This window comes from Ulvibacter sp. 2305UL32-6 (assembly GCF_058148545.1).
In genome coordinates, this window is sequence record NZ_JBYVKA010000001.1 from 983,918 (window position 1) to 997,379 (window position 13,462).

At 39.0% G+C, this 13,462-nt stretch carries 12 protein-coding genes; 4 read left to right on the forward strand and 8 right to left on the reverse strand.

Annotated features, from left to right (window positions below; all coding sequences use genetic code 11):
- Positions 1 to 8: 8 nt before the first annotated feature.
- Positions 9 to 1,076: an NAD-dependent epimerase/dehydratase family protein gene (locus ACY2RU_RS04735; RefSeq protein ID WP_490137253.1), complete on the forward strand. Its 1,068-nt coding sequence runs from the start codon at positions 9 to 11 to the stop codon at positions 1,074 to 1,076.
- On the opposite strand, the gene ACY2RU_RS04740 is transcribed toward ACY2RU_RS04735, so the two are convergent.
- From ACY2RU_RS04740 to ACY2RU_RS04750, 3 genes are read right to left on the reverse strand one after another with little or no spacing between them, the layout of a single operon-like run.
- Positions 1,043 to 1,495 (reverse strand): DUF4296 domain-containing protein, encoded by a 453-nt coding sequence (locus ACY2RU_RS04740; RefSeq protein WP_490137254.1) that lies wholly within the window; start codon positions 1,493 to 1,495, stop codon positions 1,043 to 1,045. The genes ACY2RU_RS04735 and ACY2RU_RS04740 overlap by 34 nt on opposite strands.
- Positions 1,492 to 2,835, reverse strand: a complete 1,344-nt coding sequence (locus ACY2RU_RS04745) for a dihydroorotase (RefSeq protein ID WP_490137255.1) — start codon at positions 2,833 to 2,835, stop codon at positions 1,492 to 1,494. The genes ACY2RU_RS04740 and ACY2RU_RS04745 overlap by 4 nt, the downstream gene beginning before the upstream one ends.
- Complete coding sequence (locus ACY2RU_RS04750) at positions 2,835 to 3,575, reverse strand: polyprenol monophosphomannose synthase (protein WP_490137256.1); 741 nt, start codon at positions 3,573 to 3,575, stop codon at positions 2,835 to 2,837. The genes ACY2RU_RS04745 and ACY2RU_RS04750 overlap by 1 nt, the downstream gene beginning before the upstream one ends.
- A gap of 115 nt (positions 3,576 to 3,690) precedes the next feature.
- Between ACY2RU_RS04750 and ACY2RU_RS04755 the strand changes: the two genes are divergently transcribed.
- Positions 3,691 to 4,347 carry a DUF4271 domain-containing protein gene (locus ACY2RU_RS04755; RefSeq protein WP_490137257.1) on the forward strand — a complete coding sequence of 219 codons (657 nt, stop codon included), beginning with the start codon at positions 3,691 to 3,693 and terminating at the stop codon, positions 4,345 to 4,347.
- Positions 4,348 to 4,371: 24 nt separating this feature from the next.
- Positions 4,372 to 5,118 carry a uroporphyrinogen-III synthase gene (locus tag ACY2RU_RS04760; protein ID WP_490137258.1) on the forward strand — a complete coding sequence of 249 codons (747 nt, stop codon included), beginning with the start codon at positions 4,372 to 4,374 and terminating at the stop codon, positions 5,116 to 5,118.
- 68 nt (positions 5,119 to 5,186) lie between these two features.
- Here ACY2RU_RS04760 and pckA read toward each other — a convergent pair whose 3' ends face one another.
- Together pckA and ACY2RU_RS04770 are read right to left on the reverse strand one after the other, a co-directional pair.
- Positions 5,187 to 6,797, reverse strand: coding sequence for a phosphoenolpyruvate carboxykinase (ATP) (gene pckA, locus ACY2RU_RS04765; protein ID WP_490137259.1), 1,611 nt, complete (start codon positions 6,795 to 6,797; stop codon positions 5,187 to 5,189).
- 76 nt (positions 6,798 to 6,873) lie between these two features.
- A complete protein-coding gene (locus ACY2RU_RS04770; protein WP_490137260.1) occupies positions 6,874 to 7,338 on the reverse strand; it encodes a DUF423 domain-containing protein in 465 nt (154 codons plus the stop codon).
- Between ACY2RU_RS04770 and ACY2RU_RS04775 the strand changes: the two genes are divergently transcribed.
- Entirely contained in the window at positions 7,337 to 8,707 is a 1,371-nt protein-coding gene (locus tag ACY2RU_RS04775) for a saccharopine dehydrogenase family protein (protein WP_490137261.1), read from the forward strand. The two genes, ACY2RU_RS04770 and ACY2RU_RS04775, sit on opposite strands and share 2 nt — an antisense overlap.
- A 64-nt stretch (positions 8,708 to 8,771) precedes the next feature.
- On the opposite strand, the gene ACY2RU_RS04780 is transcribed toward ACY2RU_RS04775, so the two are convergent.
- The 3 genes from ACY2RU_RS04780 to ACY2RU_RS04790 all read right to left on the reverse strand — a co-directional run bounded on the left by ACY2RU_RS04780 (position 8,772) and on the right by ACY2RU_RS04790 (position 13,354).
- A complete protein-coding gene (locus ACY2RU_RS04780) occupies positions 8,772 to 9,461 on the reverse strand; it encodes a zinc metallopeptidase (RefSeq protein ID WP_490137262.1) in 690 nt (229 codons plus the stop codon).
- A gap of 113 nt (positions 9,462 to 9,574) precedes the next feature.
- Complete coding sequence (gene leuS / locus ACY2RU_RS04785) at positions 9,575 to 12,433, reverse strand: leucine--tRNA ligase (RefSeq protein WP_490137263.1); 2,859 nt, start codon at positions 12,431 to 12,433, stop codon at positions 9,575 to 9,577.
- Positions 12,434 to 12,493: 60 nt separating this feature from the next.
- Complete coding sequence (locus ACY2RU_RS04790) at positions 12,494 to 13,354, reverse strand: UbiA family prenyltransferase (protein ID WP_490137264.1); 861 nt, start codon at positions 13,352 to 13,354, stop codon at positions 12,494 to 12,496.
- Between the last annotated feature and the right edge of the window lie 108 nt (positions 13,355 to 13,462).

Below are 13,462 nucleotides of genomic sequence, written 5' to 3' on the forward strand. Positions count from 1 at the left end.
ATAAAGCGATGCTACTTAACATAAAAGAGTATTCTAAAAAAGAGTACTTTTGGCGTATGATTTTAGTCACTGGCGGTACAGGTTTGGTAGGTTCGCATTTGTTGTATTTTCTTCTGAAGGAAAACAAAAAGGTTCGAGCAATTCATAGAAAATCTAGCGATCTCAATGCTGTAAAAACTGTTTTTTCTTATTATTCAGACGAGCCCGAAACCCTTTTTAAGTCTATAGATTGGATTGTTGCCGATATTACTGAGATCACATCTCTTGCAGATGCCTTTCTGGGAATCACACAGGTGTATCACGCCGCTGCCTATATCAGTTTTGATCCGAAGAATTACTATAAGCTTAAAAAGATCAATATTGAGGGCACAGCAAATGTTGTAAACCTCTCTTTGGCCAATAATGTGGAAAAATTATGTCATGTAAGTTCTATTGCAACTTTAGGAAAAACACTAGATAATTCGAGTATTTCTGAGGAGACCCATTGGGATCCGGAAGCAAATAATAACGTCTATAGCATTACCAAATTCGGTGCTGAAATGGAGGTTTGGCGCGGGACACAAGAGGGGTTAAACGTGATCATCGTTAATCCGGGTATAATATTAGGAGAAGGTTTTTGGAATTCTGGTAGTGGTGTTATTATTAAAAGAGCCGCCACTAAAAAGTCATTCTATACATCAGGAAGTAGTGGTTTTGTAGATGTTATCGATGTGGTTAAAGCAATGATAGCACTTATGAATACGACCATTCACAATGAGCAATATGTGCTAGTAGGAGCAAACGCATCATACAAATCACTGCAAAACACACTTGCAAAACACTTCCAAAGAAAACCACCGAAACCTATTTCAAAAGGGGTTTTGTCTTTCCTTGCGCGTCTCAATTGGTTGTCTTCTAAACTTTTTGGAAGCAGAAGAATACTTTTTAATAGCACGGTAAGATCTTTGTTCACCGAGAGTTCTTATAACACAACAAAGATAAAAACAGCGATCGATTACAATTTTATTGATCTCGATAAGACATTAGCCCGAATAGCCAATACTTACTCGTCTAGTGAATCTAGGCCAGAGGCTTGAATCAATGGATTAGAGAGCAACGTTCTGCGCTCCAAAGAATCTTTTTCTGTCTGCCCTGGTTTCACTTTTTTGTTCTCTCTTGCAAGACTATCGGCCAACTTTTTATGAGCGTCAAGCGACTTTTCTACTCCCTCAAATAATTCGGTATAAACGGTCATATCTGAAATATAAAAGGCATTGCTTTTAACGAATTGCAAACTATCTATTCCGTATTTTTTATAAATTATAGAATCTAGTTGGAGTGCATTATCTCTAATTTCTCTACTATTTAAGCTTCGCGCAGCATTACTCAAATAAGCATCTGTTAGCACTTGGATCATCGTTTGTTTACTGATCAGGTTTTCAGGCTTTTCAGGTTTTTTTATATCTTCACACGAAGACAGTAACACAATCGATATGAGTATCAAAAAGTACTTCACGGACGATTAAATGTAAGGCGTTCTCCATTTCCGCTACTCAAATATTTCCCATTTTCATACACGATAACACCATTGACAAGGGTATAGCTTATTCGAGAGCGAAAGGTCGTTCCTTCAAAAGGAGACCAACCACACTTATAAGCGATATTGTCTTTAGTGACCGTCCAGGGAGCTTGCGGATTAATAAGTACAAGATCTGCTTTATATCCCTTTTTAATAAATCCACGTTCCGCTATTTGAAACAAGATCGCGGGGTTATGTGCCGTTTTCTGAACGATCTTTTCAACTGAAATGCGCCCTTTGTGATACATTTCCATCAAGGCAACCATAGCGTGTTGCACTAAGGGACCTCCCGAAGGGGCCTTAGTATAGATATTGTTTTTTTCTTCTGAAGTATGCGGTGCATGGTCTGTTGCAATAACATCGATACGATCGTCATTAAGTGCTTTCCATAATCCGTCTCTATCTTTAGCTGTTTTTACAGCAGGGTTCCATTTGATCTTCGAACCTTTTTTTGCATAGTCTTCATCTGTAAACCACAAGTGATGAATACAGACTTCTGCTGTGATCTTCTTTTCTGAAAGTGGCTTTTTGTTTGAGAACAAATGTGTTTCTTTTTCCGTAGAAAGATGAAAAACATGCAAACGAGCGCCCGTTTTCTTAGCGAGTTCAATAGCTTTTGAAGAAGAAATATAGCAGGCTTCTTCACTTCGGATCTTTGGATGCATATCCATAGGAATATCATCTCCAAATTGATCCTGCGCTTTGACCATATTCTCTCTAATTGTAGCCTCATCTTCACAGTGCGCAGAAATGAGTAAATTGGTCTTACTGAAGATATTTTCCAATGTATTTGGATCATCCACTAGCATATTTCCAGTAGAAGAACCTAAAAATAGTTTGAGTCCGGCAACCTTTTTAGGATCAACCTTTAAAATTTCCTCCAAATTATCGTTCGTTCCTCCAAACATAAACGAATAATTCGCCCAGGAAGTTTTTGCAGCAATGTCAAATTTAGCTTCCAATAATGGAATTGTCGTTGCTTGTGGCGAGGTATTGGGCATCTCAATAAAAGATGTTATTCCACCAGCTACTGCTGCACGTGATTCTGTTTCTATAGTTGCTTTATGTGTAAGCCCTGGTTCACGAAAATGAACCTGATCATCGATCATTCCTGGCACCAAAAACTGACCATCAGCATCGATCACCACAGTGTCAGCCGATTTTACACTGATACTACCACCAACTTCTGCAATGCGATCGCCTTGCACAAGTACATCTCCTTGCGTGATCTGTCCTTCGTTAACAATCTGCGCGTTTTTAAATATAATGTCCTGCATTAGATTTCGTTAAAGTCTTTTTTGCCAAATAGGCTTTTAAATTTCATTTTTATGACGCCAAAAATAGCTTCGGAAATAATTCCGCTACTCATTTTAGATTCGCCTCTAGTACGATCTGTAAATACTACGGGCACTTCGGTAATTCTAAATTCTGCCAGATACGCCTTAAACTTCATTTCTATCTGAAAGGCATACCCCACAAATTTTATTTTATTAAGATTGATCTTCTCTAAGACCGTTCTGCGATAACACATAAAACCCGCTGTGGTATCATAAATATCCATTCCGGTAATAAAGCGCACATATTTCGAAGCTAACCACGAGAGCAAAACTCTACTCATGGGCCAATTAACCACATTTACACCTTTTACATAACGCGAGCCAATAGCAACATCATATCCGCCTTTACTACAAGCGTTATACAATCGGATCAAATCATTTGGATTATGAGAAAAATCGGCATCCATTTCAAACACATATTCATATTCTCGCTCCAAGGCCCACTTAAATCCAGCAATATACGCTGTACCTAACCCCATTTTACCCTTTCGGTTAAGCATAAATAACCGATCTGAAAACTCTGGCAGCATGGCATCTACAAGCTTTGCTGTTCCGTCGGGCGAATTATCATCGACTACTAAAACGTGAAAATTGCGCTGCAATGCAAAAATATTGCGCAGCAATCGTTCTATATTTTCGCTTTCATTATATGTAGGTATAACCACAAGGGCATTAGTCATACACCTATTTTTAGGGCAAATGTACCTCTTTTTGTTGTAATAACCGATAAGTTAATGCGGTCACAGGAAGTTTCTATACAGACAATTTTCGTTTACCTTTGCCAAAAAAAGAACGGTGCAATACACGCTTCGAAATCTAGAATCTTTAGACTGGATCACGCTTTGCTTGGTTAGCTGTGTTGTATTATTCACCGTAGCAAAATATTTTTACCCTAGGCGTTTTCAGGAATTTGTGCAACTACCCATTACCAATAAATATTTTTTGGTTCAGGGGCGGAATGATGAGATTCAACACCCCTTTAATGTTTTATTGTTTGTCACTCAGGTGATTCTTGTTTCATTATTTATTTACGAGATCCTATCGGTGTTAAAGCCTGAAGTAGGAGCTTCGAATAAGTGGCTTTTTATTCAGATTTGCACAGGATATAGCGTTTTCGTCTTTATTAAATTCTGTATTGAAAAAATTATAGGTGCCATTTTCTCTATGGATAAGTTAATTAATAGCTATCTATACGAAAAACTCACCTATAGAAATCTTTTAGGAATTTTACTTTTTACAGCAAATATTCTACTATTCTATATTGTCAAGCCTACACCTACGCTACTCTTGATCATTAGTTTGATTGTTTTAACCGGAAATGGTATTGCCTTGTTTTACAGCTATAAAACTCACGGAAATGTTATTTTAAAGCATTTCTTTTATTTTATTTTGTATCTTTGCGCACTTGAAATTTCACCTTACATTATCCTCTATAAAGTAGTGATAACCTAAGGGTAAAATTAATATCGCAAGCTTATGAAAGTGAAAACTATTTTAGTTTCGCAACCAGAACCAACGGTTGAGAACTCCCCCTATTTCGATTTAATTGAAAGACAAAAAGTCAAAATAGATTTCATTCCATTTATTCACGTAGAAGGGGTATCTGGAAAAGACGTGCGTTCTCAAAAAGTAGACCTTGCTCAATACACGGCTATCATTTTAAATAGTCGCAATTCTGTGGATCACTTTTTTAGAATTGCTGAAGAGCTTCGTTTTAAGGTGCCGGACACTATGAAATATTTCTGCCAAAGTGAGGCCGTTGCCTATTATCTTCAGAAATATGTAGTGTACCGCAAACGTAAAATTTATGTTGGTAAGCGTACCTTTACTGAACTTTCTCCTCTTATCAAAAAGTATAAAAACGAGAAGTTTTTAATGCCTTCTTCAGACAAATTGAAGCCTGAAGTTCCCAATGTATTAAATGAATTAAAAGTAGACTGGAAGCAGGCCACTTTTTATAAAACAGTGGTAAGTGATCTATCTGATCTTCGCAATGTTTATTATGATATTTTAGTTTTCTTTAGCCCAAGTGGAATCATTTCCTTGCTAGAGAACTTTCCAGACTTTAAACAAAATGATACGCGTATTGCTGTCTTCGGAAATACAACGGTCAAAGCCGCTGCTGAAAATGGTCTACGTGTAGATATTCAGGCACCAACACCTGAAACTCCATCGATGACAATGGCTCTCGAAAAATATATTAAAGAAGTAAACAAGAAATAATTACTGCTATCTTTAAACTAAAAAAGGCTTCACATTTGTGAAGCCTTTTTTAGTTTGTATCATTTCTGTTAGCCCATTAATGGAGCTCCATTCATGATCTCATCGTTTGCAAACTCTTCAAACTTCTTAAAGTTCTCTTTAAAACTTGAAGCTAACTTATTTGCTGTTTTATAATATCCTTCGTCGTTGTTCCATGTAGATCTCGGACTCAAAACTGCTGTAGGCACATTAGGACACGTTCTAGGTTGCTGTAGACCAAATACCGAGTGTATATGGTAATTACCGGTATTGGCAGCCTCCAACGACCCATTCATCGCTGCTGTGATCATAGCACGCGTATATTTTAGTTTCATACGTGATCCAATTCCGTAGGGACCACCAGTCCAACCCGTGTTCACCAACCAAACATTTACGCCAGTTTCCTTCATTTTAGCACTGAGCATTTCAGCGTATTTCGTAGGATGCAAAGGCATAAAAGGCGCTCCAAAACAAGCTGAAAAGCTCGGTAATGGTTCGTCAATACCAGCTTCAGTACCAGCAACTTTCGCCGTATATCCACTAATAAAATGGTACGCGGCCTGCCCTGGAGTTAATTTAGAAATGGGAGGCAACACACCAAAGGCGTCTGCTGTTAAGAAAAATATATTCTTCGGGTTCTTACCTATAGAAGGCTCTTGAATATTATCGATATGATAAATAGGATAACTAACCCGTGTGTTTTGTGTAATGGAAATGTCAGAAAAATCAACTTCTCCTTTGTCATTCATCACCACGTTTTCTAAAATAGCACCTGGTTTGATCGCCTTATAAATATCTGGTTCGTTTTCTTCGGAAAGGTTGATCACCTTAGCGTAACAACCACCTTCAAAATTAAACACAGTGTTTTCAGCTGTCCAGCCATGTTCATCATCACCAATCAATTTACGATCAGGATCTGCCGAAAGAGTCGTTTTCCCAGTACCCGAAAGTCCGAAGAAAATCGCCGTTTCACCATCTTCACCTACATTGGCAGAACAGTGCATAGGCATCGTATTCTTATATACAGGTAAAATAAAATTAAGAGCAGAGAAAATTCCTTTTTTGATCTCACCGGTATAACCAGTTCCTCCAATAAGCGCAATCTTTTTAGTAAAGTCTAAAATTGCAAAATTATGCTGACGCGTACCGTCAATTTCGGGATCGGCCATAAACCCTGGGGCATTAACAATAAGCCACTCCGGATCAAAACTTATAAGCTCCTCTTCCGTTGGTCGTAAAAACATATTATAAGCAAACATGTTTGACCATGGATATTCGGTTATAACGCGAATGTTAAGTCGGTATGCATCATCTGCACAAGCATAACTGTCGCGAACATATATTTCTTTTTCAGAAAGATACTGGGTCACCTTATTATAAAGTGCATCAAACTTCTCTGTCGAAAAAGGAATATTGATGTTTCCCCACCACACTTTGTCGCGAGTTACATCATCTTCTACAATAAATCTATCTTTTGGGGATCGACCCGTAAACTCTCCGGTATTTACAGCTAAGGCTCCGCTGCTGGCTTCTTTACCCTGCCCTTTTTGCAGAGTGATGTCATGTAATTCTTCGGAAGAAAGTTGGTAGTTTACTTTGGCATTTTTGATTCCATACTTTTCTAATGAAATCGTTTTCGTAGTTTGGTGTTTGTCAACCATAACTTGTTTTAATTGTTGTGGGTACAAAAATAAGAAATCTGAGACACAATTAATCGTTAAAAAAACATAATTATCCCTACTTCATTGTTAATAAACCATAGGCCAATTTACCCCAACCTAAAATAAATAATAATCCTCCAATAGGTGTGATTGGACCAAGAAAAGAGACCTCAAAAGGCAAGATACTTTTTAAGGCAAGAAAATAAATAGACCCCGAAAAAAAGACGATTCCGAAGCAAAAGAAACGAACCACCCAGCGTTTAGTTTTCTGCGGAATAGTTGTTGCAAATCCAATAACTAATAGCGCGATCACATGGTACATTTGATATCGAACCCCCGTTTCAAATGTATTTAGCGCTTCTGCACTGATCAATTCTTTTAAACCATGAGCTCCAAAGGCGCCAAGAGCAATTGTTAATGCTGCTAAAACTGAGGCGATGATCACTATTTTTTTATCAAATTTCTCCATAATTCGTGTTACAATTAGTACTTTGGTCGACTGAAAAAGAACCCAAACAAAGGTATCAAAAAACAGTTGCATGAGAAACATTTTAATCATTGGAGCAGGTCGTTCTGCTACGAGTTTAATTAAATATTTATTAGACAAGTCGGAAGCCGAAGAACTTTTTATTACCATTGGTGATCTCAATATAGAGCACGCGCAAAAATTTACGGCAGATCATCCCAACGCGCGTGGTATCTTACTCGATGTTTTTAACGAACCTCAGCGAAAAGAAGCTGTTGAAAGAGCCGATCTAGTTATTTCTATGCTGCCAGCGCGTTATCATATTGAAGTAGCTCATGACTGTATTGAGTTTGGAAAACACATGGTGACCGCTTCCTATATTAGCGATCAAATGCAGCTCCTTAATTCTAGAGCAAAAGCAAAAGGATTAGTTTTTATGAACGAAATTGGTCTCGACCCAGGTATCGATCATATGAGTGCTATGCAGATCATCGATCGGGTACGTGACAATGGCGGTAAAATGCTCTTGTTTGAATCGTTTACCGGCGGACTCATAGCTCCCGAAAGTGACAATAACCTATGGAACTATAAATTTACATGGAACCCTAGAAATGTTGTGCTCGCAGGTCAGGGAGGCGCTGCCGAATTTATTCAGGAAGGAAAATATAAATATATCCCGTATCACCGCCTTTTTAGACGTACCGAATTTATCGACGTGGCTGGCTACGGAAAATTTGAGGTCTACGCAAATCGTAACTCACTTAAATATCAATCGGTTTACGGTTTAGAAAATATCTTAACGCTCTATCGCGGAACCATAAGACGTGTTGGATTTAGCAAAGCTTGGAATATGTTTGTACAACTCGGTATGACCGATGACACCTATTATATTCCAGATTCTGAAACGCTTACGTATCGTGAATTTGTAAATTCATTTTTACCGTATTCTCCAACCGATTCGGTAGAGCTTAAACTACGACATAACTTAAAAATTGATCAAGATGATGTTATGTGGGAAAAATTGCTGGAGCTAGATATTTTTAACGATAAAAAGGTTATTGGTATAAAAGAAGCAACACCTGCACAAGCACTTCAGAAGATCTTAATGGACAAATGGACGTTAGCAGCAGACGACAAAGACATGATCGTGATGTACCATAAATTTGGATACGAGTTAGATGGCAAAAAGCATCAGATCGACAGCCATATGGTTGCTATGGGTGATGACCAAACCTATACTGCAATGGCAAAAACCGTAGGCTTACCAGTAGCTATAGCTGCTTTAAAAATCCTAAACGAAGAGATCACTACACCAGGCGTACAATTACCTATCGCGAAGGAAGTCTATGAGCCTATCTTAAAAGAATTAGAAGAACTAGGCATCATTTTTAAAGAAACTAAAGTCCCTTATTTGGGATATAATCCAGCAAATGTGGTTGGTTAATTAAATTTTCAACAAAAAAAATGCTTCCATAATTGGAAGCATTTTTTTTTATTTAATATTTAGGTTATCGTCTTCCTAAAAACATCGTAATAAAATACATCAAGGTTGCTAATGAACCTAAAGCAGATACAACATAGGTACGAGCGGCCCATTTTAGAGCATCTTTCGCTCCCGCGTGTTCCTCTTGAGTTACCATATTCTTTTGCTCTAACCATACCAAGGCACGTTTACTAGCGTCAAATTCTACAGGCAAGGTGATAAATGCAAAAACAGTAGTCATTGCAAAAAGCCCAATTCCTATTAAGAAAACCCAATTTCCTAAGGCCATTCCTGCGAATGACAGCATCAAACCTGCCATGATCACAAAATTAGACAACTTACTAGAAATGCCTACCGCAGGCACAATAGCCGATCGCATTTTTAACCAGCTATACGCTGTAGCGTGCTGTACTGCGTGACCACATTCATGCGCCGCAACAGCTGCTGCTGCTGCATTTCGTTGTTGATAAACTCCTTCACTTAAATTTACTGTTTTATTTGCCGGATTGTAATGATCAGTCAACATTCCAGGTGTTGAGATCACCTGAACATCGGTAATTCCATTATCAGCAAGCATCTTTTCTGCGATCTCTTTTCCGCTCATTCCGTTGCGTAAATGCACCTTTGAATACTCCTTAAATTTTCGTTTTAGTGTGTTGCTAACAAGCCAGCTCACTAAAAATATGGCTCCAGCCATTATATAATATCCTATCATAATCTTTCCCTGTCAAGCAGGTGTTTTTTTAAATGTTTAATTCCTTTTCTTAAAGATAGCAAAAAGCGTGCAAATTTTTATCGCTTCGAAAAAGTGAATACAACAAAGGCTGCTTAGCCTACAATATTTACGATCTTTCCGGGAACAATGATAACCTTCTTAGGTGTTCGCCCTTCTAAATAATAGATTGTTTTTTCATGCGCCATTACGGCAGCTTCCATATCTTCTTTGCTCATATCGAGTGGTAATTCGAGCATAAAACGCATTTTTCCGTTAAACGAAATTGGATACTCTTTGCTACTTTCAACCAAATGAGATGCATCAAATTGTGGAAACGGAGCCGTTGCAATACTCTGCTCATGACCCATTTTGCTCCATAACTCTTCCGCGATATGCGGAGCATAAGGCGAAATTAACACAGCCATCGCCTCCAAGATCTCTCTCGAATTGCACTTCTGTGCAGTTAATTCATTCACAGCGATCATAAAGGTAGAAACTGAAGTATTAAAACTGAAATTCTCAATATCATCGGCCACTTTTTTGATCGTTTTATGCAAGATCTTTAAACTTTCTTTCGTTGGTTTTTCTTCGGAAATAGTAAAGGTTTCCTCAGCACCCGAATGATACAAACGCCATAGTTTTTTCAGAAAAGAATGAACACCACTCAATCCGGAGGTACTCCACGGTTTGGCTTGCTCTAACGGACCTAGAAACATCTCGTACATTCTGAGCGTATCGGCGCCGTATTGCTCGCAAATGTCGTCTGGGTTGACGACATTGTACTTCGACTTAGACATCTTTTCGACTTCGCGGGAAACCTTAAACGTGCCGTCATCTTCAGTAATAAATTTGGCCTCTTTAAATTCTTCGCGCCAGTTCTTAAATGCTTCTATGTCTAATTCATTCGATAAATTAACCAAAGACACGTCTGCATGTACTTTTTGAATTTCGTAGTCCTTAGATTTCCCTGCAGAAACAAATTTATTCTCTCCCGCCACGCGATGCACAAAAGCACTTTCCCCCAAGATCATTCCTTGGTTGATCAACTTTTTAAACGGTTCCTCAACAGGCAACACATTTAAATCGTATAAAAACTTTACCCAAAAACGGCTGTAAAGCAAATGTCCCGTAGCATGTTCGCTTCCACCTACATAAAGATCGACATTCTTCCAATAGTCCATTGCTTCTTTTGAAGCCAACGCATTCTCGTTATGCGGATCCATATAGCGGAACATATAACAGCTACTTCCTGCCCAACCGGGCATGGTGTTTAGCTCTAACGGGAAGGTTGTTTTATTATTAATTTTATCGTTGGCTACAACTTTATTAGTAACAGTATCCCAAGCCCAAACAGTGGCGCGTCCCAAAGGTGGCTCACCATCTTCGGTGGGTAAATATTGTGCTACTTCGGGTAAAGTAAGTGGCAAATGTTCTAAGGCGATCATCTGTGGCAAGCCGTCTTTATAATATACTGGAAATGGTTCTCCCCAATAACGCTGTCTTGAAAAGACCGCATCTCGTAATCTGTAATTGATCTTGCCTTCTCCCGCATTTTTCTTTTCCAAGGCTTCGATAGCCTTTTGAGTTGCTTCGGAATATGATAACCCATTTAGAAAATCGCTATTCGCGATGATGGTATTATCCTTATCGGAATAGGCTTCTTCTGAAATATCAACTCCTTCAAAAATATTTGGGATCTCAATTCCGAAGTGCTTGGCAAAATCGTAATCACGCTGATCACCACATGGAACGCTCATTACAGCGCCTGTTCCGTAGCCAGCCAACACATAATCTCCAATCCAAATAGGGATATTCTTTCCCGTAAGCGGATGCACCGCGTAGGCTCCCGTAAAAGCGCCGCTAATAGTTTTTACGTCGGCCATACGTTCGCGTTCGCTGCGCTTTGCTGTGGCTTCCACATAGGTTGTTACTTCTTGTTGTTGTGCTTCCGAAGTAATCATAGAAACCAGCTCGTGCTCTGGCGCTAAAACCATAAAGCTTACACCAAAAATAGTATCGGGGCGCGTTGTAAACACAGGAATTTTATGATCTTCATTTGCTACATCAAAAGTGACCAAGGCTCCTTTTGATCGTCCGATCCAATTGGTTTGCGAATCTTTTAAAGGTTGCGGCCAATCGATTGTATCTAAACCGTCAAGCAAGCGTTGCGCATAGGCAGTGATTCGCATGCTCCATTGGGTCATTTTCTTGCGAATTACTGGATGTCCGCCACGTTCGCTCACACCTCCAACGATCTCGTCGTTTGCCAAAACGGTCTTAAGTTCTGGGCACCAGTTTACTTCGGTTTCGGCGAGGTAGGTAAGTCGGTATTTTAAAAGTATTTTTTGTTGTTGTGCTTCGGAATAGTGCTTCCAGTCTTCCGAAGAAAAAATCAAAACATCATCATCGCAAGCAGCATCAACAGTCGCATTTCCTTTTTCAGAAAAGATCGAGATCAATTCAGAAATAGGTCGGGCCTTATCTGCCGATTTATCGTACCAACTTTCAAAAAGCTGAATAAAGATCCATTGTGTCCATTTGTAATAGTTAGGATCTGAGGTGCGCACTTCCCGACTCCAATCAAACGAAAAGCCAATTTTATCAAGTTGTTTTCTATAGCCCGCAATTTCATTGCCTTGTTTGTCAACACCACCTTCAATATTCACTTTGGTGGTTTGTGCAGGATGCTGACCGGTTTGTATGGCGTACTGTTCGGCTGGCAAGCCAAATGAATCATAGCCCTGCGGATGCAAGACATTAAAGCCTTGGTGACGTTTATAGCGTGTATAAATATCACTGGCGATATAGCCCAACGGGTGCCCTACGTGCAACCCAGCTCCCGAAGGATAAGGAAACATGTCGAGTACATAGTATTTGGGTTTATCACTGTTATTTTCTGCCTGAAAGGTTTGGTTTTTCTCCCAATATTGTTGCCATTTGGCTTCAATTTCGTTGAAATGATATTTGCTCATCGCTGCGTTTTATAAAGCTGCAAATTTAAGATTTCTTGACGGAAGGCGGGCGTTTATCCCTTAAAAAGTTGGGTGAAGGAGTTTCCCTGAATATAACACCCAAAGCATAGATAGCAATGCAGAAATATTCATTGCCAGACCAAACAGCTTCATTTGCGGAACCGTGTAGGGTTTCGATTTAAATAGCACGAACACATCGAGCACTAACCAAGCAGAGAATACGGCTAAAAAGCCTGCCAGCACATAATCCTGAAACCAATAGCTTAAAATAAAGACTTCGGTTATCAATAATGCTAACATTAGAAACTTTGTATTTCGCCTGCCAATGAGCGTTGCAGTGGTTCGCTTTTTTGCAATTAGATCGGGCTCTATATCCATGATCTCGCCAGCGATATGTGCTTGAAACGCAAATAAGCTAAGATATACCAATGTTTGCCATGGTAGCATCTGAAGGTCATTTAGCATCACACTAAAGACAGCGGTAAAGACATAGCCTACTTGTATAAAAATTTCAAAAGGAGGTCTTTCTTTTATTCTGAAAGGTCTAAAATTGTATACAATGTTGATCCCGATCATAAAAACAAGGAGCAGTAACATTTTCCATCCTGCGACGAACGTAAAATAAACAACAAACGGAAGAAGCACCAAAGCAATCTTTTTGGGTACTGATCGCAACTGTCCTTTAGACGCCTGCGCTCCAAAAAGAAAGTTTCCTTTCCGCTTATTGATAGCATCGGCACTCATGTCATTGTAGTCGTTTAGACCATAAACGAGATAATTTAGTGGGAAGGTCACAAAAATAAAACCGATCCAGAACAAAGGTGATCTCCAGAATTCGAGATTGAGACTAAAAGGCACCAGATAGATCCAAATGGTCGGAAACCAGAGTCCGGGGCGAGATATTTGTAGGTCGGTTCGCATAGAACGATTTAGAGATCGTACCCAAAAGTACACGCTTTATAACAATTTAGAAACTTTAAACGTTGTTTTGGGGTAGCATTAAAATTCCTTGTATTTTTGTTACGTTAA

Coding starts and splice junctions, on each gene's coding strand:
- ACY2RU_RS04735 (WP_490137253.1), top strand. CDS start 9: ATGCTACTTAACATAAAAGAGTATTCTAAAAAAGAGTACTTTTGGCGT.
- ACY2RU_RS04745 (WP_490137255.1), bottom strand. CDS start 2,835: ATGCAGGACATTATATTTAAAAACGCGCAGATTGTTAACGAAGGACAG.
- ACY2RU_RS04750 (WP_490137256.1), bottom strand. CDS start 3,575: ATGACTAATGCCCTTGTGGTTATACCTACATATAATGAAAGCGAAAAT.
- ACY2RU_RS04760 (WP_490137258.1), top strand. CDS start 4,372: ATGAAAGTGAAAACTATTTTAGTTTCGCAACCAGAACCAACGGTTGAG.
- pckA (WP_490137259.1), bottom strand. CDS start 6,797: ATGGTTGACAAACACCAAACTACGAAAACGATTTCATTAGAAAAGTAT.
- ACY2RU_RS04775 (WP_490137261.1), top strand. CDS start 7,337: ATGAGAAACATTTTAATCATTGGAGCAGGTCGTTCTGCTACGAGTTTA.
- ACY2RU_RS04770 (WP_490137260.1), bottom strand. CDS start 7,338: ATGCAACTGTTTTTTGATACCTTTGTTTGGGTTCTTTTTCAGTCGACC.
- ACY2RU_RS04780 (WP_490137262.1), bottom strand. CDS start 9,461: ATGATAGGATATTATATAATGGCTGGAGCCATATTTTTAGTGAGCTGG.
- leuS (WP_490137263.1), bottom strand. CDS start 12,433: ATGAGCAAATATCATTTCAACGAAATTGAAGCCAAATGGCAACAATAT.
- ACY2RU_RS04790 (WP_490137264.1), bottom strand. CDS start 13,354: ATGCGAACCGACCTACAAATATCTCGCCCCGGACTCTGGTTTCCGACC.